17 protein-coding genes and 1 pseudogene are annotated in these 24,370 nt (G+C 55.3%); 12 read left to right on the top strand and 6 right to left on the bottom strand.

The window, feature by feature from the left end; translation table 11 throughout:
• Nucleotides 1-461 precede the first annotated feature (461 nt).
• A complete protein-coding gene (locus ALIPUT_RS02375; RefSeq protein WP_040293363.1) occupies nucleotides 462-3,581 on the bottom strand; it encodes an efflux RND transporter permease subunit in 3,120 nt (1,039 codons plus the stop codon).
• Nucleotides 3,581-4,642, bottom strand: a complete 1,062-nt coding sequence (locus tag ALIPUT_RS02370) for an efflux RND transporter periplasmic adaptor subunit (RefSeq protein ID WP_004328047.1) — start codon at nucleotides 4,640-4,642, stop codon at nucleotides 3,581-3,583. The genes ALIPUT_RS02375 and ALIPUT_RS02370 overlap by 1 nt, the downstream gene beginning before the upstream one ends.
• 392 nt (nucleotides 4,643-5,034) lie before the next feature.
• Between ALIPUT_RS02370 and ALIPUT_RS02365 the strand changes: the two genes are divergently transcribed.
• The gene (locus ALIPUT_RS02365; protein WP_004328044.1) at nucleotides 5,035-6,402 is read left to right on the top strand and encodes a DcaP family trimeric outer membrane transporter; all 1,368 of its coding nucleotides are present in this window, start codon (nucleotides 5,035-5,037) and stop codon (nucleotides 6,400-6,402) included.
• Nucleotides 6,403-6,622: 220 nt separating this feature from the next.
• On the opposite strand, the gene ALIPUT_RS02360 is transcribed toward ALIPUT_RS02365, so the two are convergent.
• Nucleotides 6,623-8,266, bottom strand: coding sequence for an outer membrane beta-barrel family protein (locus ALIPUT_RS02360; protein ID WP_004328042.1), 1,644 nt, complete (start codon nucleotides 8,264-8,266; stop codon nucleotides 6,623-6,625).
• Nucleotides 8,267-8,756: 490 nt separating this feature from the next.
• Nucleotides 8,757-9,044: pseudogene (locus ALIPUT_RS13360) on the bottom strand (carboxypeptidase-like regulatory domain-containing protein); the annotation flags it as partial.
• A gap of 296 nt (nucleotides 9,045-9,340) precedes the next feature.
• On the opposite strand from ALIPUT_RS13360, the gene ALIPUT_RS02350 reads away from it, so the two are divergent.
• The 3 genes from ALIPUT_RS02350 to ALIPUT_RS02340 all read left to right on the top strand — a co-directional run bounded on the left by ALIPUT_RS02350 (nucleotide 9,341) and on the right by ALIPUT_RS02340 (nucleotide 13,011).
• Complete coding sequence (locus ALIPUT_RS02350; RefSeq protein WP_004328039.1) at nucleotides 9,341-9,901, top strand: helix-turn-helix domain-containing protein; 561 nt, start codon at nucleotides 9,341-9,343, stop codon at nucleotides 9,899-9,901.
• A gap of 145 nt (nucleotides 9,902-10,046) precedes the next feature.
• Nucleotides 10,047-12,260: a heavy metal translocating P-type ATPase gene (locus tag ALIPUT_RS02345; RefSeq protein WP_004328038.1), complete on the top strand. Its 2,214-nt coding sequence runs from the start codon at nucleotides 10,047-10,049 to the stop codon at nucleotides 12,258-12,260.
• Between the two features lie 442 nt (nucleotides 12,261-12,702).
• Nucleotides 12,703-13,011: a DUF4491 family protein gene (locus ALIPUT_RS02340; protein ID WP_004328036.1), complete on the top strand. Its 309-nt coding sequence runs from the start codon at nucleotides 12,703-12,705 to the stop codon at nucleotides 13,009-13,011.
• A gap of 49 nt (nucleotides 13,012-13,060) precedes the next feature.
• Here ALIPUT_RS02340 and ALIPUT_RS02335 read toward each other — a convergent pair whose 3' ends face one another.
• Complete coding sequence (locus ALIPUT_RS02335; protein WP_004328035.1) at nucleotides 13,061-13,978, bottom strand: DMT family transporter; 918 nt, start codon at nucleotides 13,976-13,978, stop codon at nucleotides 13,061-13,063.
• Between the two features lie 93 nt (nucleotides 13,979-14,071).
• On the opposite strand from ALIPUT_RS02335, the gene ALIPUT_RS02330 reads away from it, so the two are divergent.
• Nucleotides 14,072-15,175, top strand: coding sequence for a CapA family protein (locus ALIPUT_RS02330; RefSeq protein ID WP_004328034.1), 1,104 nt, complete (start codon nucleotides 14,072-14,074; stop codon nucleotides 15,173-15,175).
• Between the two features lie 167 nt (nucleotides 15,176-15,342).
• Here ALIPUT_RS02330 and rbr read toward each other — a convergent pair whose 3' ends face one another.
• Nucleotides 15,343-15,921: a rubrerythrin gene (rbr, locus tag ALIPUT_RS02325; RefSeq protein ID WP_004328033.1), complete on the bottom strand. Its 579-nt coding sequence runs from the start codon at nucleotides 15,919-15,921 to the stop codon at nucleotides 15,343-15,345.
• Between the two features lie 200 nt (nucleotides 15,922-16,121).
• Between rbr and ALIPUT_RS12020 the strand changes: the two genes are divergently transcribed.
• From ALIPUT_RS12020 to ALIPUT_RS02285, 7 genes are all read left to right on the top strand, one after another.
• Nucleotides 16,122-16,832 carry an energy transducer TonB gene (locus tag ALIPUT_RS12020; protein WP_004328031.1) on the top strand — a complete coding sequence of 237 codons (711 nt, stop codon included), beginning with the start codon at nucleotides 16,122-16,124 and terminating at the stop codon, nucleotides 16,830-16,832.
• 12 nt (nucleotides 16,833-16,844) lie between these two features.
• On the top strand, nucleotides 16,845-17,582 hold the full coding sequence (locus tag ALIPUT_RS02310; protein WP_004328030.1) for an energy transducer TonB: 738 nt from the start codon (nucleotides 16,845-16,847) through the stop codon (nucleotides 17,580-17,582).
• A 234-nt stretch (nucleotides 17,583-17,816) separates the two neighbouring features.
• On the top strand, nucleotides 17,817-19,490 hold the full coding sequence (gene ettA, locus ALIPUT_RS02305) for an energy-dependent translational throttle protein EttA (RefSeq protein WP_004328029.1): 1,674 nt from the start codon (nucleotides 17,817-17,819) through the stop codon (nucleotides 19,488-19,490).
• A gap of 1 nt (nucleotide 19,491) precedes the next feature.
• Nucleotides 19,492-20,835, top strand: coding sequence for a histidine--tRNA ligase (gene hisS, locus ALIPUT_RS02300; protein WP_004328028.1), 1,344 nt, complete (start codon nucleotides 19,492-19,494; stop codon nucleotides 20,833-20,835).
• A 272-nt stretch (nucleotides 20,836-21,107) separates the two neighbouring features.
• Complete coding sequence (locus tag ALIPUT_RS02295; protein WP_004328027.1) at nucleotides 21,108-22,700, top strand: S41 family peptidase; 1,593 nt, start codon at nucleotides 21,108-21,110, stop codon at nucleotides 22,698-22,700.
• Nucleotides 22,701-22,912: 212 nt separating this feature from the next.
• On the top strand, nucleotides 22,913-23,233 hold the full coding sequence (locus ALIPUT_RS02290) for a DUF3276 family protein (RefSeq protein WP_004328026.1): 321 nt from the start codon (nucleotides 22,913-22,915) through the stop codon (nucleotides 23,231-23,233).
• Between the two features lie 52 nt (nucleotides 23,234-23,285).
• The gene (locus ALIPUT_RS02285; protein ID WP_004328025.1) at nucleotides 23,286-24,305 is read left to right on the top strand and encodes an MnmA/TRMU family protein; all 1,020 of its coding nucleotides are present in this window, start codon (nucleotides 23,286-23,288) and stop codon (nucleotides 24,303-24,305) included.
• Nucleotides 24,306-24,370: the final 65 nt, after the last annotated feature.

Here is a 24,370-nt window from a genome sequence, read left to right as displayed (position 1 = left end):
TTCTGCAAAGATACGATTAAGCCGAGGGCAAAAACAAATTTATTTGTGCTTTGCCGAGGCGGAGTATCTAAGACGAAGTCAAAGATTGGGATTAAGCCGAGCGCAAAAGCAAATTTATTTGCATTTTGCCGAGGCGGAGTATCTAAGACGAAGTCAAAGATTGGGATTAAGCCGAGGGCAAAAACAAATTTATTTGTACTTTGCCGAGGCGAAGTATCTAAGACGAAGTCAAAGATTGCGATTAGGCCGAGGGCAAAAGCAAATTTTATTTGCGTCTTGCCGCAGCGGAGTACTTCAAAGATAGTGAAAGCCGGGTCCGTTTGCACCCGTCGTTCTGCCCTGCGCCGAAGATCGGGCGAACATTGTGTTGCAGTTGTTCGATGCGCTCGTCGAATATCGACACCGTTCGCGCCGCATCGGTGCGGCACGAACGGTAAGGTATGGCCTGCGGCCGAATCGTATTATTTCGTTTTGATTTTGAAAAACAGGGCGTAAAGTATCGGCAGAAACAACAACGTGGCGATGGTCGAAAAGAACAGTCCGCCCATGATCGTCGCAGCCATTGAACCGAACATCGCATCGCCGAGCAGCGGAATCATACCGAGAATGGTGGTAAGCGAAGCCATCATCACAGGCCGCAGACGACTTTGGGCGCTGACGACCAGTCCGGCTATGAGGTCGGTATCGCCGCTGCACCGCTGGCCGATTTCGTCCAACAATACGATGCAATTTTTAATCAGCATGCCCATCAATCCCAACGCACCCACAATGGCGCAGAAGTCGAACGTCTTTCCGGTCAGCAACATTGCTCCGACGATGCCGACGGCCAATAAAGGAATGCAGCACAACACGATCGTCGGCTTGCGATAGTCGCCGAACAAGAGAATCAGAACAGCGATGATGAGTACTACGGCCAGCGGGACCTGTTTGAAAAGCCAGTACATCGTCTGGTCACGGGCCCCTTTTTCACCATCCCAGCGTATCGAATAGCCGGTCGGCAACGGAATGTCTTCGATCTGTTCGGCAATAGTTTGTCGTGCCGCCTCGGTTTCAACACCCGGTGCGGGGGAACACATCACGCTCTGCATGCGCTGACCGTTATAGCGCGGAATGACCGGATCTTCCCAGCGAATGCCGACACCCCGTCCGACTTGCCCGAGGGGGATGGTCTGCGCCAGCCTTCGGATGATATCGCCTTTGTCGAGCGTGCCGGTCTGAAGGCTTCCCACCAGCTCGTCGTCAAGCAGCGCATTTACATTCGGGAGCATCGGGAAAACGGGTACGTTCTCCGAATTGTCGATGCGCGAGCCGTCGGCCGCCGTACATTTGAGATAGATCGTATTGCGATGTACTCCTTCGTAGAACGTCCCGACGGGAATACCGCCTTCGGCCGTCAGCAACGAGGTGGCGATATCCTGGCGGCTCAGGTTGGCGCGACGGGCGGCCGCCTGGTGGTAATCCACCGCCAAAACGGGAACCGCAGGTTCCCAACCGGTAGTGATCTGCGCAACCTGGGGCGTGCGCGCCATAATCATTCGTGCGGAATCCGCCAACCGGTGCAGTACCGCCGGATCGGGTCCGGAAAATTGCACTTCGATCGGGTATTTTTTGAACATGATATTATAACGCTTCACCTTGACGTACGCGTCGGGGTAACGGGCCGAAAGATCCTCCTGAATGACATCCATGTTTTCCACCAGCGATTCGGGCGATTCGAAATCGACGATCAATTCTCCGTAAGAGAGCGACGGCGTGGCGATACTGCGCACCAGATTATACCGTGCCGGCGTCCCGCCCACGGACGCAACAACGTTCCGGATTTCGGGACGAGTCTTAAGGTACGCTTCGATTTCCCGCAGGTCGGCGGCAACCCGTGTGGAGTTCGTACCTTCGGGCAATTTGTATTCGATATAGAGTTGGTCGTAAACCATATCGGGAAAGAATCCCTGCCGCACGTACCGGAATCCCCAGACGCTCAATCCGAGCAGAACGAGAATGACCGACAGGGCCGCGATACGGTGCCGCAAACCGAAGCGAAGCAGATCGCCGAAACGACGATACAACGTGCTGTCATACAGTTTACCGCTTCCCTCGGTCCTCGACGGTTGCTTCAAAAGCCGATTCGCCATCAGCGGCACGTGCACCAGAGCCAGGACCCAACTCAACAGCAGACTCGCCGCCAGCACGATAAACAGATCGCGCACATAGACGCCTGCCGTATCGGGCGAAAGGAAAACGGGCAGAAATGCGAGGATGGCAATGACCGTAGCTCCGAGCAACGGCATGGCGGTTTTACGACCGATGGCGCACATCGCTTCGCGGCGCGGCTTGCCCAGCTTCAGATCGACCAGAATACCATCTACTATGACGATCGCATTGTCCACCAGCATCCCCATTGCGAGAATGAACGCCGCCAGTGAAACCCGCTGCATCGTGCCGCCGGTCATACCCAGCAGCAGAAACGTGCCGATGACGATCGTAAGCAGACTGAATCCGATGATTACGCCGCTGCGGAACCCCATCGTAATCATCAGAATCGCGATGACGATCAATACCGATTCGACCAGATTGATGAAGAAAGTGGAGAGGGCCCCTGTTACCCGTTCGGGTTGATAGAAGACCTTGTGGCAAGCGACGCCTGCAGGAAAACGTTCCTCCTGTAATTCGGCGAGCCGCCGTTCGACCGCATTGCCGACCTTTACGATGTCGGTTCCCGAGGCGGCGGCTACGGCGATACCGACGGCATGTTCACCGTTATAGGTCATCGAATTGCGTACGGGTTCCGTATAGCCGCTCTCTACGGTCGCAATATCCCCCAGACGCAACTGGTCATCTTCATGGCCCTGAATGACCATGTTGCGGATCTGTTCGACCGTACGCGACTTATCGGTGACCGTTACGCGCACGCGTTGATCCCCGTTGTCGTAGTAACCGGCATAGAAAGTGCCGTTTTGTCCGTTCAGGGTGGCGAGTACTTCTGTTGGCGAAATGCCGAGTGTCGCCATTCGGTCCGCACGCAGCGAAATATCGATACTCTCCTCGCGCTTTCCGTAAAGCTCCACCCGGGCCACGCCGTCGAGATCGGTCAATTCGCGCTGGATCAGTCCGGCATAGTCGGCGAGCTGTCTTTCGCTGAAGCCTTCGGCGGTCAGGGCGTAAAACATACCGTAAACCAGACTGAAATCGTCCTGAACCGTCACGGATGTACCGCCGGGCAACGACGCTTCCGCATCGGAAACCTTGTGCCGCAGCATATCCCAACACTGTTCGAGCCGGTCATCGGGCGTCGTACTTTTGAGTTCTACCTGTATGATGCAGAGGTCGTTGTACGACCAACTCTGCGTATTGTCCACCTCTCCGACGGTACGGATCGCCTTTTCCAGCGGGTCGGTCACTTCCAGTTCCATTTCGTGCGCCGACGCTCCCGGACGAACCCCGACCACCATGGCGATTTTTACCTTGACTTCGGGATCTTCGAGTTTTCCCATGTCGTAGGCCGATTTCAGACCGCCTACCAACAGTACCGCCAACAGAAAATAGACGAGCTTGCTGTGTCCGAAAGCCCATTTGCCCAAGTCGATCATAGCAGCCCTCCTTCATTGGTTTTCGACGGAGCAGGAAGCGGTGCGACCCGCTGGCCTTCCGTCAATTTATGAACTCCGGCCACGACGATCCGTTCGCCTTCGTTCAGACCATCCGCTATCGTCGCCGTTCCGTCCGTATGCAGACGGACTACTTCGACCCGTCGGCGTGCGATCGTCCCGTCCTGTCGGTAAATCCACACGTAACTCGTCTTGTCGCCGTTGCTGAACAGAGCTGATGCAGGAATCTCTACCGATGCCTCCGTTTCCTGCCGCATGGCGACTTCGACCGTTGCGTTCATGCCGGGTGTCGCCGCGATCTCCGTATTCACGGGCAGTGCCAACCGCACGGCGTAAAGCTGATTGGCATTGGCGCTCGGATCGACATGGAGCAGACGCAGCGGAATTTTTTGCCCTTGCAGAAAATCGAACACCGCCGCAAACGAAGCGATCTCCCGACGGCGAATGTAAGTCGATGCCGGAATGAAAAGTTCGACCTCGGGATTCTTGCCCGACAGGAACGTGATGACCGGCATTCCGGCCGCTACGACCGTCGGAGGGTCGAAGCGCCGACGCTTCACGTAGCCGTCGAAAGGAGCATACAGTTTCGTATCGGCCAATTGGTTGCGGGCGTTCTCGTATTTCGCCGTAATCTGTTGCAGCCCGTATCGCGCTTTGTCGTAAGCATCGGCGGTAGCGACGTTTTGGTCGTAAAGCGCCATTACACGTTCGGCTTCGGCCTTGATACTCAAATATTCGGCTTCGACCGCCTGTAACTGAAGTTCGTAATCGCGCGGATCCATTTCGGCAACAAGTTCACCCTGACGGACAAAAGCTCCGTCATCGACATAAATACGTTGCAAGGTTCCGGGTATCTTGAATGCGAGGTGAACTTCTCCGGCAGCCTGTACTCGGGCGGGAAATTCGAGAATATCACAGGTATTCGCTGTTTTTACGGTATCGATGCGCACGAGCGTTACCTGTTCCGTATGTTGCCGCTGCCCGCACCCGACCAGAAACAGCGTTGCCGCAGTCATTGCTATCACTAACTTATGTTTCATATGAAAAATATGTTTTTACAAAAATACAAAAATATCGGATAGCGACCGTTTCGGAAATAACTATTTCGCCGTTAGTTTATCCGATTTGCAGGATTTGCCAACGCCTTCTGTTCATTTTTTACACTTTTTGAGGGAATTTTATTTAGGGAAAGGAGACCGACATCCGTCCGAAGACTTCGGGAATAGGTTCGAACGTCTGGCAGATGCCGTGACCGGTCCGGCTCGCAGGCTGGAGGATCCCGCTTTCCGACCTGCTGCACCTGTTCTTGCCGGGTATTTTGGCATATAACTTGCCACGTTTCGGGCAAATACCAATTGTCTGACTTCCAAAATCGTAATATACATATATAGATGGCATCCGCCATTATCGGAATAATTTAATTTTATTGCTTATGAAAATTTTTCGACTTTTAATCGCAATGTTGCTGGCGGTTTCTGCGGCCTCGGTTTCGGCCCAGACCTACCAGATCCGTAAGGACAGCGTAAAGACCGGCGAATACTCTCCGACGGTTTATTTGGTTTCCGTCAATGCACCTCAACCGCCTGCAGACGAAGAGGCCTTGCTCGAAGCGGCCGTATTGAACCAACTGGCAATCGACAATGCCATTCGGGATTATATCGAAACCCATCATCCCGGTTTCCAGCAGGATGAACTGCCTCACTTCATCTTCGCCACCAAGCAGAACAAATTCTCCTTCTCGCTCGGCGGCCAGGTGACTCTGCGTGCGTCGTATGACTTCGACGGAATCTCCGGAGCACAGGATTTCATTCCGGCCACGATCGCCGTTCCCGGCACCTATGCCACCCGTCAGAAATTCGGCCTGGACGGAACTACCTCCCGCATATTTCTGAAGGCCATCGCCAATTCGAAAAAACTGGGCCGTGTCACCCTCTATTTCAGTACGGACTTCCGCGGCGGAGGAACCAACAGTTATACGCCCCGTATCCGGTCGGCTTACGTATCGTTCAAAGGGTTCACGTTCGGACGCGACGTAACGACGTTCTGCGACCTGAACGCCGCTCCCAATACGATCGACTTCCAGGGTCCCAATGCCTATAACTACTTTTTCTCGACGATGATCCGTTACGAGCATTCGATCTACCGCGATATTCTGAAATTCGGCGTTGCCGCCGAGCTACCGAACGTAAGCGGCACCTACGGCGATTCGTTCGCTTCGATTCCGCAGCGCGTACCTGATTTCCCGGTTTATATGCAGGTGAATTGGGGCCGGAACAAGGAGAGCCATTTCCGGGCATCGGCCGTTTTCCGCGATATGTATCTGCACAACGAATCGACGGGTAACAATACTTCGCTCTTCGGCTGGGGCGTCCAGGCCAGCGGAAATATCAAAGTAGCGGGTCCCCTGCAACTCTTCTTCAACGGTGTGTACGGCGAGGGCATCACTCCCTACATCCAAGATTTATCGGGCATCGGACTGGATTTTACACCCAATCCTCACAATCCGAGGAGTATTCAGACTATGCCGATGTACGGTTGGCAGGCGGCTGCGCAAATCGACCTCGTTCCGAACAAACTCGCCATTTCGGGCGGTTATTCCATGGCGGAGGTTTGCCGCAGGAACGGGGCCTATGCCGATGACGAATACCGTCGCGGTCAGTATGTCTTCGGCAATATTTTCTGGGATTTGGCCCCCTGCTGTCAGCTTGCGGCCGAATACCTGTACGGCACCCGCGAAAATATGGACGGAATGAAGGGCCATGCCAATCGGGTCAATCTGATGGTGCGCTACAACTTCTGATTTCGGAGGGCGGAATTTTTTACGGGCGGCTGCCGGATGCAGCCGTCCGTAATTTTTTTGGTTTTTGCGGCAGATGTGAAAGCGCCGAAATGCTTCGGATTGCCGGGGAGAAAAGCGATGCCAATTCCACTATTCATATATCGAGCGGAAAAGTTTCACAAAATACGGTTCTCGGAAAGCACGTCTTGCGCACTGGATTCGAATACGGGTCTTGAGCGGCCTATTTCAGAATTTCTTCCGGATCTCGTAACGTTTGCACGGTCGATACGCTCTTTTTGGCATTTCGGTTGAACCGGTAGCCGATCGAAAAGACCAGCCGCAGACTTCTGTGTCCCCGAGGTTGCCGCAGGACGGAATAGTAGGAGTTGTCCCAGCGTACCGTTTCCTTTTTCAGTTTGGTCGAAAGGATATTGTTCACGTCGAGGGATATATACAGTTTGTCTTTACAGAATGATTTGGTTATTCCGGCAGCTAAAGCCCAATAGGAATTTTGCCAGGTTTCCAATCTTTTTTGGGGCAGCTCGACGCCTCCGTCCAGATAGATAATCATCGAGGGATGCGGCTGGAACATAAGGGAAAGGCTGAACATCCCACCTCCGGCACTGTACGAAGCCTGCCAGTCGCCATCCACCTCTCTCCGATACCAATATCCGTGAATGAAAGATTTCACTCGGAACCATTTGGTTACCAATGTCGTATAATCGATCCAGATATTATGCGCCGAGCCGTGTTCCCCGTTCACCTTCGTCGTATAGACGATGTTCGGATCGTCGGGGTCATAGAAAGTCATCGTTTCACTGCCGCGCGACCACGTACCTCCGTAAGAGATCGTCAGTTTGTTGCGCAGCGTATAGCTCAGGTCGATGTCGTACCCCCAGCCGGGTTCGAGATTTTCGTTGCCTACGGTATAACTGTATTGCGACTGCCAGACCCGGCGGGGACTCAGGGCGTTGTTGTCGGGCAGCCGGCCGCTGGACCGATAGAGGTCGAGATTGATATTGGTGCCCTTTTCCGGGTTGAACGTGTAGGCCAGGCTGAGTTCCGGGAACAGTCGCCAGTAGTCACGATGTTCGTAGCCCGTATTTTCGGCATTCCGGTAAGCGATGCGGTCCCATTGCAGTCGCAGGCCCGCCTGATAGGAGAACTTGCCGTAGGCGTCGGCCCATTGGGTGTAGGCACCCGTGCTTTGAGTGCGGTCGATAAACCAGGTACTCATCTTCGGGTCCGGGATCCACTCTTCCTCCTCGAAGCGATGCACGGGAGCGTTGTTGTCCGCATACCGCAAATCATAGCTCAACCCCGCGCTGAAGCTGCGCTCTTCCGAAAAATTCTTGTTCAGGTCGAGCCGGGACGCGAACAGATGTCCCAGCAGCTTGTAGCGCTCGCGCCGCAACTCCGTGGAGAAGGGTTCCGCATCCTCCGGCCGGGAAAAATCGCGCGTGTCGTAGTCGTAATTCCGATCGACGTTCTGGTGCAGGTAGTCGGCCTTGAAAGAGAGCCGGGAACCCAACGTGTCGAAACGGAAGATATAATTCAGCGACCCCTGATACTGCCGGTTGTAGAGCGTGCCCCCGTAGCGGTAGAGCGTATATCCGGCTTCGGGCATCTGCGGCGGCACATCGCCCCAGGCCAATCCCGCAGAGGTCGTGTGCACCGTATTGGACGGGTCGCTCGCTCCCATGAAAATCTGTCCCCCGAGACCGATCGAATGGCGGTCGTTTATCTTGTAAACCAGGCTCAGAAGTTCGCGGATATTCCGGGAGGTGATCCGCCCCCGGTCCTCCGAATCGAGCGAGTATCCCGAATTGCGAAATTCGGAATAGGTGCGGTCGAGCGTTTCGTTCTCCCCATAGGAACCCGACACATATATATATTCCCAATCGTCCGCACTGGGCCGAGAACGGCAGGGCGAGTCCCGTAGAATATCCGTCGCGGGAAACGGACGCGGAGGAAGATACGTTGCCGTAAAAACTGCCTGCGGCGAGTTTCTTGAGCCGGATACGGACGATACCGCCAGAAGTCGTGGCGGAATAGGCCGCTCCCGTCTTGTTCTGGACCTCCACGCTTTTCACGTCTTCGGCACGAAGGGCGGAAAGCTCCCCGAGATCCGTCACCAACCGGTCGTCGATATAGACGACCGACACCGGAGTCCCTTTGATGAACAAGGTGTTTCCGGAGACTCGGAGGCCCGGCAGCAGATCCAGCACCTGCATCACGGACCGGTTGCGGACGATCGGATTACCCAACATATTGACTTCGTAGCGGCCTGCCCTGTATTCGGTATTTCGGGCCACCACGACCACCTCGTCGATATGTCGGCTGGCCGGACGTAGAATCACATCGGGCAGGGTTTGCGCCTCCGGAACCTCTACCGTTCGGTAGCAGGATTCGTAGGCCAGATGGTCGTAGCAGAGCAGATAGCGGCCCGCCTGCTCGAAATGCAGGCTGTAACGGCCTTCCGTGTCGGAAACGGCGCCTCCGAGGACCGTGGAGTCGCGCGATTCGAGAATGCTGACCGAACAATAAGGAACCGGAGCGGATTCCGCATCGAGAATACGGCCCCGGACAACGAAGCGTTCCTGGGAAAAACAGGGAACATACAAACAGGTCAGGAGTAAGCTGAAGGTAAGGCGTTTTATCATAGAAAGCGTTATAGTATCAAATAAAGGCGTCATACATAGTATAAAACCATCTTTTTATGACTAAATTAAATAAAAATTGACAGTTATGCAAGCCTGTCAAATGTTATTTATTTTTTGATTGTATATTTCGATTCACCGAATATCGACCTACTCTACCGTAACCTGCCGATATGCCTCGGCTTTTCCTCAATCTTTGACTTCGTCTTAGATACTTCGCCTCGGCAAAATGCAAATAAATTTGCTTTTGCACTCGGCTTAATCGTATCTTTGTCATCGACAAATTCTTTCCGTTGCCGATGAAACTCTTCATTAAGAACATGGTTTGTCCCCGCTGTATTCTGGTCGTGCGCGATATTTTGCGGCAGGCGGGGATCGAGGCCTCGTCGGTCGTTCTCGGCGAAGCCGTGCTGCCCGCAGAACTGACTGCCGAGCGAAGAAAGGAGTTGGACGAAGCGCTCCGCGCCGTCGGGTTCGAGTTGATCGACGACCGCCGCAAGCAGACCGTCGAGCGGGTGAAGAATACGGTCATCGAGCTGGTGCGGGAGAAGGACGCCGCTTTGCGGACCAACCTCTCGGATTATATCGCGGACCGGTTGCATCAGGATTACGGGGCAGTGAGTTCGTTGTTTTCGGAGATCGAAAACACGACGATCGAACAATACTTCATCGCACAGAAAATCGAACGGGTGAAGGAGTTGCTGGCTTACGGCGAGCTGTCGCTCGGCGAGATTGCCGACAAGCTGAACTATTCGAGTACGGCCCACTTGAGCGCCCAGTTCAAGAAGGTGACGGGACTTACGCCCAGCCATTTCCGGAAGATCGGCGAGAACCGTCGCAAACCGCTGGACAAGGTGTAATCCGCCGGTCGTTCCGAAATCTTGTAAATAGTATCCGGAATTATATAACGCCTTCCGCCCTTTTTGTCCCGATCTTTGTATCGAAAGGACACGAAGGGCGTGCGGATATTCCGTGCTCGTCCCTGTCTGTAAAAAATCAAAAAGTATGTCGAAAGGTAAATATGTAAAACGGACTTTTCCCCTTGCGGGGCTGCACTGCGCCGGATGTGCTGCACGTGTGGAAAAAATTCTCAATGCCCAGACGGGCGTCGTCGCGGCTTCCGTCAATCTGGCGGCTTCGACCGCAGCGGTCGAATACGACACGATGCAGACCTCGCCGGAAAGACTCCGGCAAGCCGTGCAGGAGGGCGGTTACGACATGCTCGCCGATTCGGATGATGACACGCCCGACGAGTTGGAGCGGATGAACCGGGAGCGGTACCGGGACCTGAAACGGCGGGCTTTCTGGGCTGTCGTGCTGGCGATTCCGGTGGTCGTGATCGGTATGTTCTTTATGGATATGCCCTACGGCGGTGCGATTATGGCGCTGTTGTCCGCTCCGGTCGTCTTCTGGCTGGGACGCGGATTTTTCGTGAATGCCTGGCAGCAGTTGCGCCACCGTTCGGCCACGATGGATACGCTGGTCGCATTGAGTACGGGCATCGCCTACCTGTTCAGTCTGTTCAACCTCGTTTTTCCGGAGTTCTGGCTCTCGCGGGGAGTGGAACCTCACGTCTATTTCGAAGCTGCGGCGGTGATCATCGCCTTCATCCTGCTGGGGCGCACGCTCGAAGAGAAGGCTAAAGGCGATACCACCGCTTCGCTGAAAAAGCTGATCGGTCTGCAACCAAAAAATGCGATCGTCGTCGCTGCGGACGGTACGCAGACGGAGATTCCGATCAGCCGCATCCGGGTCGGCGATCTCCTGGCCGTTCGACCCGGGGAGAAGATCGCCGTGGACGGTGCGGTTTGCGAAGGCGACTCCTATGTCGATGAAAGCATGTTGAGCGGCGAACCGCTTCCCGTGCATAAGGAGCCCGGAACGAAAGTTTTCGCCGGAACGATCAACCAGAAGGGCAGCTTCCACTTTCGGGCGGAGAAGGTCGGAGCCGCGACGATGCTGGCTCAGATTATCCGCATGGTCCAGGAGGCGCAGGGCAGCAAGGCTCCCGTGCAAAAGCTGGCGGACAAAATCGCCGGCATATTCGTCCCCGCGATCATCGGCATCGCCCTGCTCTCTTTCGTCCTGTGGTTGGTTTTCGATCCGTCGGGAGGCCTGACGCACGGAATCCTGGCAGCTGTGACCGTACTGGTTATCGCCTGTCCGTGTGCATTGGGACTGGCTACTCCGACGGCCGTCATGGTCGGCATCGGCAAAGGGGCCGAGAAAGGAATTCTGATCAGGGACGCCGTAAGTCTGGAGACGGCCGGAAAAATCGACACGGTAGTAATGGACAAAACGGGTACACTGACCGAAGGGAAACCCGTCGTTACCGACATTGTCTGGGCGAACGGGGACGACCGGGCGAAAGCCGTCTTTTTCAGCCTGGAAAAACTCTCGGAACATCCGCTTGCCGATGCCGTCGTGCACTATTTTGCAGGTGTGCCGACGCTGAACGTCGAACGATTCGGAAGCCTTACCGGAAAAGGCATAGAAGGTACGGTCGATGGCGTGCGTTACTTCGCCGGCAGCCGCCGGCTGCTCGACGAGCAGGGAATCGTCGTCGGCAAAGAGTTGAATATCGAAGCGCAGCGGTTGTCGGCAGAAGCCAAGAGCATCGTCTGGTTCGCCGATTCGGAGCAAGCCCTGGCTGTCGCGGCGATCGCCGACCGCATCAAGGATAGCTCCGTAGAGGCCGTGCGCGAACTGCAAGCCGCCGGGATCGACGTTTATATGCTGACGGGCGACAGCCGAGCTGTGGCCGGTCATATCGCGGAAAAGGCAGGTATCCGGCATTTCGAGGCCGAAATACTTCCGCAGGACAAGGCCGCGTTCGTCAAGCGTCTGCAAACCCTCGGTCATAAGGTGGCGATGGCGGGCGATGGTATCAACGACAGTGCAGCGCTGGCTCAGGCCGACTTGAGTATCGCTATGGGCGGGGGCAGCGACATTGCGATGGACGTGGCGCAGATGACCATCATCTCGTCCGACCTCCGGAAGATTCCGGAGGCGATTCAGCTTTCCAAGCAGACGGTTCGAACGATCCGCCAGAACCTCTTCTGGGCCTTTATCTACAACCTCGTAGGCATACCGGTCGCTGCCGGGGCGCTCTACCCTGTCAGCGGCTTTTTGCTGAACCCGATGATCGCCGGGGCAGCCATGGCGTTGAGTAGCGTCAGCGTGGTAGCCAACAGCCTGCGGCTCAAATACCGGCGTTAGGCAGCGCATCTCGATATAACACCCCGGTCGAACAAACCAATTTTGTTTTGCCGGGGATTATATTTTGAGGGCGACGGATAGGATTTTGGCCCGGAAATCTTTACGTGCAATCCCGCATCTATCTTTGTAGAAGATAGGATGCGCCCCGGAAAACTGTGAACAAATTCCCGTTTTCTCTCGGCTTTCCGTATCTTTGACTCCGTCCCGCTTCGGCAAAATGCAAATAAAATTTGCTTTTGCCGAAGCTTAATCCCAATCTTTGACTTCGTCTTAGATACTCCGCCTCGGCAAAGTACAAATAAATTTGTTTTTGCCCTCGGCTTAATCGTATCTTTGCAGCGAACGAACTGCTCATCGACGGGACATTTCCTGCAGCGTGTTCCGTGTCTGTCTTTCCGACGGGGCACGTATTTTGTTCGGAAAAACAAAGAAGAGTTGAACTATGGAATTTTTGATGGAATATCATCTGGCCGGCATCATGATCGGTGTCGCCACGTTTCTCATCATCGGTATTTTTCATCCGCTGGTGACTAAAGGCGAATACTATTTCGGAGTGCGGATCTGGTGGATTTTCCTCCTGATGGGAATCGCGGCGGTCATCGGTTCCGTACTGGTCGAAAACATCGTCTGGTCCACCTTGTTGGCAGTCTGGGGCGCCTCTTCGTTCTGGAGTATCGGCGAATTGTTCGAACAGCGCAAGCGGGTCGAAAAAGGGTGGTTTCCCAAGCGGCCTGAAAAAAAGGAGCGGTAGTCCGTCGCTCCTTGTCGGAAGGTTTCCTCCGCAGCCGTTACTGCCGAAGCTAATGGATGCTTTCGTGCGGGAGGGTTTGCGGATGTTCTTTTTTCTTGGCCTGAAGAATGACGATGATGACCGCCGTGATAATCAGTATCAGGCCCGAGGCACTGTCGAGGCCGAACTTCTCCCCGAAATGCAGCACCCCGACGAGTACTGCCGTCAGCGGCTCCATCGAACCGAGGATCGATGTCATCGTAGAACCGATCTCCTTGATTGCCAGAACGAGCGTCAGGTTGGATACAACGGTCGGCACCAGGGCCAGCAACAGGAGGTTTTGCCAGAGATGCCACTTGCCGGGCAGCGGAGCACCGGTCGTGGACAGAGCGTACACGAGGAAGAAGCAGGCGCTGAAAAGCAGGACATAAAAAGCCTGGATCATCGGATCGAGCCGGGAAATACGGCTTTTTTTCACACCGACGATATAGATCGTGTAGGTCAGCACGGTCGCTCCCGCGAACCCGACGCCGACGATGGCACGGTCGCTCTGCGGACCGCCGATATCGCCCCACGAAAGCAGCGCCACACCCACCAGTGAGATGAGGATCGCAACCAGCAGCCAGACGGAATTTTTTTCGCGGAAAAACAGCGTCATCACGATCGCCACGCCCAGCGGGTATAGAAAGTTGATCGTCGTGGCCACACTGCTGGGAATGTAGGTGTAAGAACGCAACAGCCCGAGGGCCGTCACGGAATACATCGCACCCAGAAGCAACAGCGTGCCGGTTTGCGGCCACGTAATACGAAGCGGCCGCCGGGTCGCAAGGGCGATCAGCCCCATCATCGCGGCGGCCAGTCCGAAGCGGTAGAACAGGATCGCCGGGGAGGACATACCTCCTTGCAGCAGCGGAATCGAAAACAGCGGGATCAACCCGAACGTAGCCGACGAAACGACGGCATACAGCACACCTCGCAAATTATTCATAACAATCTATTTTCGGAATGCGCCCATCAACGCCGACGCAAATCTACGGAGTTTTTTGGATAATTCTGCCCCGTATCGTATTTTTGACGGGAAATGGAGAAATTTTCGAAAATCATCGTTCTGACAATCATCGGATTGTCTGCAGCCGGCGCCCTTTACGTCTGTTGCTCCCACACGCTGTCGCATCGGAGCCGGACAGCCGAAATCGACATACCTTCCAAGCCATCCCTCCCGGAGGTACGGCGTGCCCGGCTGGTCTTCGCCGGGGACCTGATGCAGCATACGCCCCAGCTCACCGCAGCGCGTACGCCGGAAGGCGATTTCGATTTCAATGCCTCTTTCGACTGGGTGCGGGAGCGCTTCCGTGCGGCCGATGCAGCGATCGTCAATCTCGAAACCACCCTTTCCGAATCCGGACCCTATACGGGTTACCCCTGCTTCCGCTCCCCTGCGGCTTTGGCCGAGGCACTCGACTCCCTGGGCGTGGACATTACCGTACTGGCCAACAACCACTGCTGCGACGGCGGATCGAAAGGCATCCGTACGACGATCCGGGAACTCGACCGGCACGGCATCGAACATACGGGCGTTTTTCTGGACAGCTCGGATTTCCGGGCGAGGCATCCGCTCCGTTTCGAAGCGGGCGGCATACGTTTCGCCCTGCTGAACTACACCTACGGTACGAACGGTCTTCCGGTCCCTTCCGGATTGTCGGTCAATCCCATCGACACGGTGCGGATCGCCGCGGACCTGGCGGCGGTCGAGCACGACGGCGTGGATTGCGTGATCGCCTGCATGCACTGGGGCAACGAATACGAACGTCGACCGAACAAGGTGCAGCGGCAGTTGGCCGGGTTTCTGCGAAGACACGGGGTCGATCTGATTGTCGGCAGCCACCCGCATGTCGTACAGCCTTACGAACAGGACAGTAACGGGATCGTACTCTATTCGCTCGGTAATTTCGTGTCCAACCAGCGGAAGCGTTATTGCGACGGCGGAATCGTGGCGACCGTCGAGGTAACCCGTTCTCCCGACGGTTCGCTGCGCTACTCGCTCGAACTGACGCCGGTGTGGGTCCTGACACCCGGCTACCGGATCACCCCTTCGGAGGTCGGCGACACCCTCTCCATGCCGGCCGATTCACGGCTGCGGTACGAGCGATTCATGACGGATACCCGCCTCCTGTTGGGGTTGTAACCGTTTCCATTTTGGATTTTCCGTTCCCGTTTCGGTGGATAATGCCTTATTATCGCTTTTCATCCGCATATCTCCGGTACGACCTGTCCAACCGAAAAAAGCCCTGGATTGTATAAAAAGCCCGGATCCGCTGAACGGATCCGGGCTCGTTCGATAAAAGAACTCCGTTAATAGTTGTCTTTCTTGGGTTCGAAGTATGCCTGCGGGTGCTGGCATGCCGGGCAGATTTTCGGCGCTTCCTCCGCTTCGCAGATAAATCCGCAATTGCGGCACTGCCACCAGATCTTGCCGTCGCGCTTGAAGAAGTTGCCGTCCGTAATGCGGCTCAACAGCTTCAGATAACGGCGCTCATGCTCCGCCTCGACTTTGGAAATCTGCTTGAATGCATTGGCGATTTCGGGGAAGCCCTCCTCTTCGGCTACTTTGGCGAAGTCGGGATAGAGCACGTCCCACTCCTCGTTCTCCCCTTTGGCTGCCGCCAGCAGGTTTTCAGCCGTGGTGCCGATCCGGCCGGCCGGATAACTGGCCGTAATCTCCAGATCCCCGCCTTCGAGGAATTTGAAGAAACGCTTCGCATGCTCTTTTTCCTGATCCGCAGTTTCCGCAAAAACACCTGCGATCTGCTCGTAACCCTCTTTCTTGGCTACGCTTGCGAAAAACGTATAACGAGTCCGTGCCTGGCTCTCGCCGGCAAATGCTTTGAGCAGGTTCTGCTCCGTCCTGGTACCTTTAACACTTTTGCTCATACTGAAAATAATTTATTTGTTTGTGTGGTTGATTTCTCTCTACAAATATACGATAAACGAACGGGAAAAGCCATCGATAACCGTTATTTATTTCTTATGTTCGCATTGGAATTTTTTATATCCGTTGCATTTTGCCGCAGGAATATTTGGACCGCGACGAATTATGTCGTATTTTTAATCAAATATTATACCCAATTCCCATGAAAAAGATCCTGCTCTTGTTTTTATCCTGTTTTTCGTGCACGATTGCGGAGGCCCAAACCACTCCTCCCCTATTTCAAGGTTCGGACGATGTTCAGCTGTTCCGGCAAGCGCTTATGGAACGTGTGACTGAGGTTTACTATAGCGACGGCTATACTCCTGATGACCTTATTCACTACTTCTGGATGAATTTTACCATCGATACGCTGGGACGCTGCATCGATCTGGAAATTCCCGACACCTGTCGCCGCCAAACGATTATCGTGAAAGAACGGACATTGGAGTTGCTTCGCACGGCGTTGGCCGGAATCGATTCTTTTCAGCCCGCGACGGAAAGGGGCGAAAAAGTTCCTTACCGACAGACGATGGAATACAATTTTGCCTATATCCCTGAAGTAACTACCCCGGCTTGTTTTAAAAAGAGCGAGCCGAATGATTTGACTGTGTTTGAAAAATATATTGCAAAAAGAGTTGAATATCCCGAAGAGCTTCGGCCATGGGGTGTTTCCGGCCGGGTAATCATCGTCTTTATTGTCAATACGGACGGTTCCGTCGAAATCGATAAAGTATTGGAATCGCCGCATCCGAAAATGAGTTATCGTGTTAAGAAAATTATTTTATCGACTTCCGGCAAATGGATACCCGCGCTCTATTTTGGCGCTCCCGTCCGACAGAAGTTTGTGCTTCCGGTCGATTTCAGGTTAAGATAAAACATTTACATTATGAGAAAAATAATTTCTCTCATTCTTTGCCTGATAAGTTTGCCGGCAGCAGCGCAGATTATTCCGCCGCGATATGCAGGGTCGGACGACCCGGATGTTTTTCGCAAACAATTCGAGAAGAAGGTGACGAAAGTCATGAAGCGGGACGGCTACCGAATCGAAGAACTCTCGCATGAATTGCTTATGAAGTTTACGATAGACACGCTGGGACGCTGCGTCGATGTACAATATCCCGATTCGCTGGGCGGAGTGCGATTCAATCCGACCCAGCGCAGCCGGGAGCTGTTGAATACGGCATTATCGGAATTGAACCCTTTCACCCCGGCATACAAGGACGGCCGAAAAATCCCGTATGTGCGAAAAATGCTGATCAATATGAATTTCCTGCCGGGAGCTTTCGTCAAGCCGACATTCCGGGGTAAAAAGGACGGATTGATGGCTTTCCGCGAATATTTGAACCGAAATCTCGTATATGATACGAAGTTGTACGAAGCGGGTGTGTACGGCACCGTACGTGTCGAGTTCTATATAGAGCCTGACGGCACAATCACTTTGGTCGGCGCATCGGAATCACCTCATCCTGCACTGACGGAACACGTGCAGAAACTGATTCTCGACACATCGGGACAATGGACGCCGCTTCTCGAAATGGGGCATCCCTGCCGGTATCTGATCTCTTTTCCCGTAAACTTCGATCCGGGCGAAAGCACCAGTTATGCCACAGGCATTCCGTTGTAGTTTTTCAACAAGAGGGCAACGGTCGCACTGCGATTTGTTCGCGTGCCTTTGCGGAAAAGCCGTATTTCTGCGGAGAACAAATAAATTTGGCGCTCCGCCCGGTTTGCGTTATCTTTGTTCCCAAATAGATTCGGACCCGGACAGATCGCGTTTCGGACAAGTCGAAACAGGTTGGCTTGTAGCGCGACCTGCGTTATTCCGGTGTAACTCCGCAAATAATTCAAAAAGAAAAATATGGCAGACGAAAAAATCATCTTTTCGATGGTCGGCGTAAGCAAGACCTTCACCAACCAGAAAAAAGTTCTCAACAACATCTACCTCTCGTTCTTCTACGGCGCCAAGATCGGTATCATCGGTCTGAACGGCTCGGGTAAATCGACTCTGATGAAGATCATCGCGGGTATCGACAAGAATTTCCAGGGTGAAGTGGTCTTCTCGCCCGGTTATACGGTCGGTTACCTGGAACAGGAACCCAAACTCGACGATGCCAAGACCGTGCGCGAAGTGGTCGAAGAGGGCTGCGCCTCGACCGTAGCCCTGCTGAAGGAGTACGAGGAGATCAACCAGAAACTCTGCGAGCCGATGGACGACGAAGAGATGGCCCGACTTATCGAGCGTCAGGGCGAACTGTACGAACAGATCGACCACGTGAACGGCTGGGAGCTGGACAGCGTACTGGAGCGTGCGATGGATGCCCTGCGCTGTCCCGACCCGGATCAGAGCGTCAAGGTACTCTCGGGCGGCGAACGCCGCCGCGTGGCCTTGTGCCGCCTGCTTTTGCAGCAGCCGGACGTCTTGCTGCTGGACGAGCCGACCAACCACCTCGACGCCGAGTCGATCGACTGGCTGGAGCAACACCTGCAACAATATAAGGGCACGGTGATCGCCGTGACGCACGACCGCTATTTCCTGGATAACGTGGCCGGCTGGATTCTGGAACTCGACCGCGGCGAAGGTATTCCCTGGAAAGGTAACTATTCGGGCTGGCTGGAGCAGAAGACGACCCGTATGGCTATGGAGGAGAAGCAGGAATCGAAGCGTCGCAAGACCCTCGAACGCGAGTTGGAGTGGGTGCGTATGTCCCCCTCCGGACGTCACGCCAAGTCGAAAGCCCGTCTGTCGGCCTATGACAAGCTGATGAACGAAGATACCAAACAGAAGGAGGAAAAGCTCGAAATATTCATCCCGAACGGCCCGCGTCTGGGCGATGTGGTGATCGAGGCGCACGACGTATCGAAAGCCTTCGGCGACCGGGTGCTGTACGAGGGACTGAACTTCTCGCTGCCGCCTGCCGGTATCGTCGGTGTGATCGGCCCCAACGGTACGGGCAAGACTACCCTCTTCCGGATGATCATGGGACTCGAACAGCCTACTTCGGGAACTTTCACTGTCGGTCAGACGGTCAAACTGGCCTACGTGGATCAGCAGCACAAGTCCATCGACCCGGAAAAAACCGTTTACGAGGTGATTTCGCAGGGTACCGACCTGATTATGCTGGGCAACCGCCAGGTCAATGCCCGCGCTTACGTGGCCCGGTTCAATTTCACGGGCGCCGATCAGGAGAAGAAGTGCGGCATGCTGTCGGGCGGCGAGCGCAACCGCCTGCACCTGGCCCTCGCACTCAAGGAGGAAGGTAATGTGCTGCTTCTGGACGAGCCGACCAACGACATCGACGTCAATACGTTGCGTGCGCTGGAGGAGGGTCTGGAGAATTTCGCCGGCTGCGCCGTCGTGATCTCCCACGACCGCTGGTTCCTCGATCGTATCGCCACGCACATCCTCTCCTTCGAAGGCGATTCGAAAGTGGTCTTCTACGAAGGTTCGTACAGCGAATACGAGGAGTGGAAGAAAGCGCAGGGCGGCGATACGCAGCCCCATCGTGTAAAATACAGAAAACTGGTGGAATAAAATGGCACAAAAACCCTCCATACCCAAGGGCACACGCGACTTCTCCCCGCTGGAGATGATGCGCCGCCAATATATTTTCGACAAAATCCGGGACGTTTTCCGCACCTTCGGCTTCGGCCCGCTCGAAACGCCTGCGATGGAGAACCTCTCCACCCTGCTGGGCAAATACGGCGACGAAGGCGACAAACTGCTTTTCAAAATCCTCAATTCGGGGGATTACGCCGCCGGACTGAATGACGAAGAGTTGCGCACGGCCTCCCGAATTTGCGAAAAGGGATTGCGTTACGACCTGACGGTGCCTTTTGCCCGTTATGTGGTGCAGCACCAGAGCGAAATCGCCTTCCCGTTCAAACGCTACCAGATACAACCGGTCTGGCGGGCCGACCGTCCGCAGAAAGGCCGCTACCGGGAGTTTTACCAGTGCGACGTGGATGTCATCGGCACCCGATCGCTGCTGTGCGAAGTGGAACTCATACAGATCGTGGAACGGGTTTTCCGGACGCTCGGAATTAACGTATCGCTGAAGGTAAACAACCGCAAGATTCTGTACGGCATTGCTGAAACCATCGGACATGCGGACAAGATGATCGACATTACGGTCGCCATCGACAAGCTGGAAAAGATCGGATTGGAGGCTGTCAAGGCTGAATTGACGGAACGCGGCATCGGCTCCGATGCGATCGAAAAGCTGCAACCGATACTCGAATTGACAGGCGATAATGAACGGAAACTGGCTGTGTTGCGAGATGTCATTGGCGCCTCGGCTGTCGGACTGGAAGGCATTTCCGAGATGGAAACGATCTTCGGGTACGTGAACCGGCTGGGGGTGGAGCTGCCGATCGAGCTCGACTTCTCGCTGGCCCGGGGGCTCAATTATTATACGGGAGCGATTTTCGAAGTCAAGGCGCTCGATTTCGCCATCGGGTCGATCTGCGGCGGCGGACGCTACGACGACCTGACGGGCATCTTCGGAATGCCGAACATGTCGGGTGTCGGCATTTCGTTCGGTGCGGACCGCATCTACGACGTGATGACCGGCCTCGGACTCTTCCCGGCCGATCTGGGCTGTGCGGCCCGGGTGATGTTCGCCAATCTGGGCGAAGCGGAAGAGCATGCCTCGCTGAAACTGTTGCAGGAGGTGCGTGCCGCAGGTATTCCGGCGGAGATATGTCCCGAAAACGGAAAGATGAAAAAACAGATGGAGTATGCCAATCGCCGGGGAATCCCCTGCGTGGTAATCGTCGGCAGCCGGGAACTGGAAGAACGGGTGGCGACGATCAAGGATATGACCTCCGGCGAACAGACCCAGGTGCCGTTCACCCGACTGGCCGAAGCACTCCGTTAGATAATTAGTTATAGATAATCCGAAGCGCCTGTCCGAGCGGACGCGGAATAGCCGCCCCGGCGGTAGTTGAGAGAGCAGAGTTATCGGCGGATACGCCCCGTTCCGAATGTGGGTGCATCCGAGGCGGTATCTATGGCTCTACCGAATCGCCGGAAAGAAGACGGGGTTCACGCCTTTCCTCCCTGCTCGCAGTCGGAAATCATTTCCCGGTGTTTCGCGGTACCTGCTTGGGAGGACGCCGGACGGAAAAATATGCAATCATGTAATTCGATATGAAGCGGAGCATGTGGTTTTTCGGGCTGTTGCTGGCCGTGGCGGGATTATCATCGTTCCGGACGGCCGATATCGCCGTTTCCCGGCCCGACCGGGCACAGCGACGGTCGCTCGCCAAGCTGGAGCGGTCTTACGAATATATCCGCAAGATGTATGTCGATTCGGTCGATATGGCGCCGCTGGTCGAGGAGGCGATCCGCAGCATGGTACAGCAACTCGATCCCCATACCGAATATGCCTCGGCTGCGGAGATGGCTGAATTCTGGAGCCTCTATCGGGGTAAGTTCGGAGGAATAGGCATTCAGACCCAATGGATCCGTGATTCGCTGGTCGTAACCTCCCTCCTGTCGGGAGGGGCCGCCGAAGAAGCAGGCATCCGTCCCGACGACCGGATCGTCCGGGTGGACGGACGCACCGTGAAGGAGATCCCGGCCTCCGAGCTCATCTCCGTCATGCGGGGAGATGCCGGATCGAAAGTAAAAATCCTAGTGATTCGACGAGGAGTCTGCCAACCGATTCTGTACGAAATCGTCCGACGGGAAATACCTCTCCCCTCCGTCGAGCTGGCCTACCGCGTCGATTCTGCGGTGGGATACATCAAACTGATCCGTTTCGGTCAGACCACCATGCGGGAGGTGCAGCGGGCTTACGAAGAGCTGGACCGTCCGAAGGAGTTGATTCTCGATCTTCGGGGCAATGGCGGAGGACTGTTGGATCAGGCGATCGCTTTGTCCGGCTTTTTCCTGCCCAAAGGCTCGCGGATCGTTTCGACCGAAGGCCGCAGCGTACCGTCCGTAGTCCATTCCGCCCGCCGGAATCCGGTATTTCCGGCCGAAGGGCGGCTCATCGTCCTGATCGACGAACGGTCGGCGTCGGCCAGTGAAATCGTGAGCGGAGCGCTGCAGGACTGGGACCGCGCGGTAATCGTCGGGCGCCGCAGCTTCGGAAAAGGGTTGGTGCAGCGCCAATATCTGCTTCCGGACGGGTCGGCCCTGCGTCTGGTCGTCGCCCGCTATCATACGCCTTCGGGCCGGGAAATTCAACGTCCTTACGTCAAAGGCGGGGATCGCACGGCTTACCGAACTCATCCGCTGCCCGACACGATTCCGTCGCCGGCCTACCGGACACTCCGCACGGGCCGGACAGTTTACGGCGGCGGAGGCATAGCGCCCGACGTGTGCGTAATACAGGATACGGTGCAGGCATCTTATCTGAACGCCCTGCTGCGGAAAAATATCTTTCCTGAATTTATGCAGCGCTACCTGGACCGCAACCGGACAGCCCTGGAACGGGATTATCCGGAGTTCGCATCGTTCGAGGAGCGGTTCGAAGTTCCCGATGAAATGTATGAGGAGTTGATCGGACTGGGACTGGAACAGGGCGTAACACCTCCGGCGGAAGATTCCGATGTCGAAGCGGGGACCAGGCGCCTGCTCAAAGCATTGCTGGCAGAGCGGCTTTTCGACCGGGAAGCTCTGCTGCGGATATTGCACGCAAGGGATGATGCCGACTTCATCCGGGCGCTCAATTTGCTGAAAAACTGGGAGGCAGAGGGGCTGCCGCTCCTGGAAGCGCAGCATGAGCGGCAATAAGCGGTTGCATCACGTTATTTCCGAGAGTCGCGTATTCACGACTCGTAATTGAGTTTATAATTCGGCCTGCCCCGAAATTCCCTTCCCGGAAGGGGTTTGAATCGCTGCACGCCCAAAGAGTATATAATCACGGACAAGAATTTGCAGGAAAACGAAATTTGTTTTATATTTACGTATGGAACAAACGAATAACCCTCAAAATATTACCTTGTATGGCTGCTCTGAATACCTTCCGCACGGACGGAGAAGATTTCGGCGAACAGATCCTGTCGAAAGTCGTAAAAGCCGGCCGGCGGACCTATTTTCTGGACGTGCGCGCTACGCGTGCGAACGATTATTTTCTTACCATTACGGAGAGCCGGAAGAAAACGGCGCCGGATGGAACGGTCAGTTACGACCGGCATAAAATATTCCTTTACAAAGAGGATTTTTCCAAATTCCTCGAAGGCTTGGAAGAGGTGATCGGGTTCATTAAACGGGAAAAACCGGAATTCTTCGAAGAAGAACACCCGAAGCCGGAAGAATATGCTTGACAGAACCGGCTGCCGAAATTTCGGCAGCCGGTTCTCATGAAGACAGGAGTTTATGAAGGATAATCGGGTATTGTTGGGTTTCAGCGGCGGAATAGACAGCTTCGCCGCCGTCGGATTGTTGCAGGCGGCCGGATATCATGTAACGGCTCTGACGCTCGACATGAGAGGCGATTCCGCATTGTTGGAAAAGGCGCGTCTGCGTGCCGGAGCACTCGGTATTCCTTGGCGAATGCGGTCGGTGCGGGAGCGGTTCGAACGGGAGGTGGTGGACTATTTTACCGACAGTTACTTCCGGGGGTGTACCCCGGCTCCGTGCACGCGCTGCAACAGTCGGATCAAATGGCCCTGCCTTGCGGCAGAGGCCGACGCACTGGGGATTCGCCACATCGCTACGGGACACTATTTCCGCATTACCTCCGCAGGCGGCAAACGATACGTCACCCGTGCGGCCGACAACCGCAAGGACCAGTCCTACTACCTGTGGGACTTGCCGCAGGAGATCCTCGATCGGGTGCTGACTCCGATGGGAACGGTCATCAAACGAAATATCGTCGAAGAACTCGCCGACCGTCGGGAGAGTATGGGCGTCTGTTTTCTCGAGGGACGCCCGTGCCGCGACTTCCTGCGAAGCCGGGATAAAACGGAAGCGCTCCGGCCCGGCCCCATCATCGACTCTGCCGGACATCGGCTCGGCACGCACGACGGGGCGGCCCTCTACACCATCGGCCAGAAAAAGGGCCTCGACCTGCCGCCGGGCTGGGCGGTGGTCGCTATCGACACGGCGGCAAACCGGATCGTAGCCGGAGAAGAGAAGCTGTTGTTGCATCGTACGCTGGAAGTCGGGGAATGTCGCCTGATAGAGAGCGACGAGGTATTCGGTGCCCGCGATATCCGTGCGGTGATCCGGGGCATCGGCCGCAACCCCGAGGGATACGCAGCGGTCTTCCCTGCCGCTTCGGGGATTCGGATCGAACTGGAGGATCCCGCGTGGGCCCCGGCCGCCGGGCAGCCCGTCGTTTTGTACCGAGGGGAACGGGTCGTCGGAGGCGGAATCCTCGAACGGTATTATTAACGAATTATTAAATCTTCGTTCGGGATGGATTTTTTCAGGGTTTTATCCCGAAAAAATCTTGCGAT

It is taken from the genome of Alistipes putredinis DSM 17216 (assembly GCF_000154465.1).
GTDB classification, from domain to species: domain Bacteria; phylum Bacteroidota; class Bacteroidia; order Bacteroidales; family Rikenellaceae; genus Alistipes; species Alistipes putredinis.
This window is presented reverse-complemented; position numbering and strand designations above follow the sequence as displayed.

Bases quoted from the DNA above. Each gene is read 5' to 3' on its own strand.
- ALIPUT_RS02340 (WP_004328036.1), top strand. From the start codon at position 12,703: ATGGAATTTTTGATGGAATATCATCTGGCCGGCATCATGATCGGTGTC.
- hisS (WP_004328028.1), top strand. From the start codon at position 19,492: ATGGCACAAAAACCCTCCATACCCAAGGGCACACGCGACTTCTCCCCG.
- ALIPUT_RS12020 (WP_004328031.1), top strand. From the start codon at position 16,122: ATGAAAAAGATCCTGCTCTTGTTTTTATCCTGTTTTTCGTGCACGATT.
- ALIPUT_RS02365 (WP_004328044.1), top strand. From the start codon at position 5,035: ATGAAAATTTTTCGACTTTTAATCGCAATGTTGCTGGCGGTTTCTGCG.
- ALIPUT_RS02285 (WP_004328025.1), top strand. From the start codon at position 23,286: ATGAAGGATAATCGGGTATTGTTGGGTTTCAGCGGCGGAATAGACAGC.
- ALIPUT_RS02350 (WP_004328039.1), top strand. From the start codon at position 9,341: ATGAAACTCTTCATTAAGAACATGGTTTGTCCCCGCTGTATTCTGGTC.
- ettA (WP_004328029.1), top strand. From the start codon at position 17,817: ATGGCAGACGAAAAAATCATCTTTTCGATGGTCGGCGTAAGCAAGACC.
- rbr (WP_004328033.1), bottom strand. From the start codon at position 15,921: ATGAGCAAAAGTGTTAAAGGTACCAGGACGGAGCAGAACCTGCTCAAA.
- ALIPUT_RS02290 (WP_004328026.1), top strand. From the start codon at position 22,913: ATGGCTGCTCTGAATACCTTCCGCACGGACGGAGAAGATTTCGGCGAA.
- ALIPUT_RS02370 (WP_004328047.1), bottom strand. From the start codon at position 4,642: ATGAAACATAAGTTAGTGATAGCAATGACTGCGGCAACGCTGTTTCTG.
- ALIPUT_RS02330 (WP_004328034.1), top strand. From the start codon at position 14,072: ATGGAGAAATTTTCGAAAATCATCGTTCTGACAATCATCGGATTGTCT.
- ALIPUT_RS02310 (WP_004328030.1), top strand. From the start codon at position 16,845: ATGAGAAAAATAATTTCTCTCATTCTTTGCCTGATAAGTTTGCCGGCA.
- ALIPUT_RS02345 (WP_004328038.1), top strand. From the start codon at position 10,047: ATGTCGAAAGGTAAATATGTAAAACGGACTTTTCCCCTTGCGGGGCTG.
- ALIPUT_RS02295 (WP_004328027.1), top strand. From the start codon at position 21,108: ATGAAGCGGAGCATGTGGTTTTTCGGGCTGTTGCTGGCCGTGGCGGGA.
- ALIPUT_RS02335 (WP_004328035.1), bottom strand. From the start codon at position 13,978: ATGAATAATTTGCGAGGTGTGCTGTATGCCGTCGTTTCGTCGGCTACG.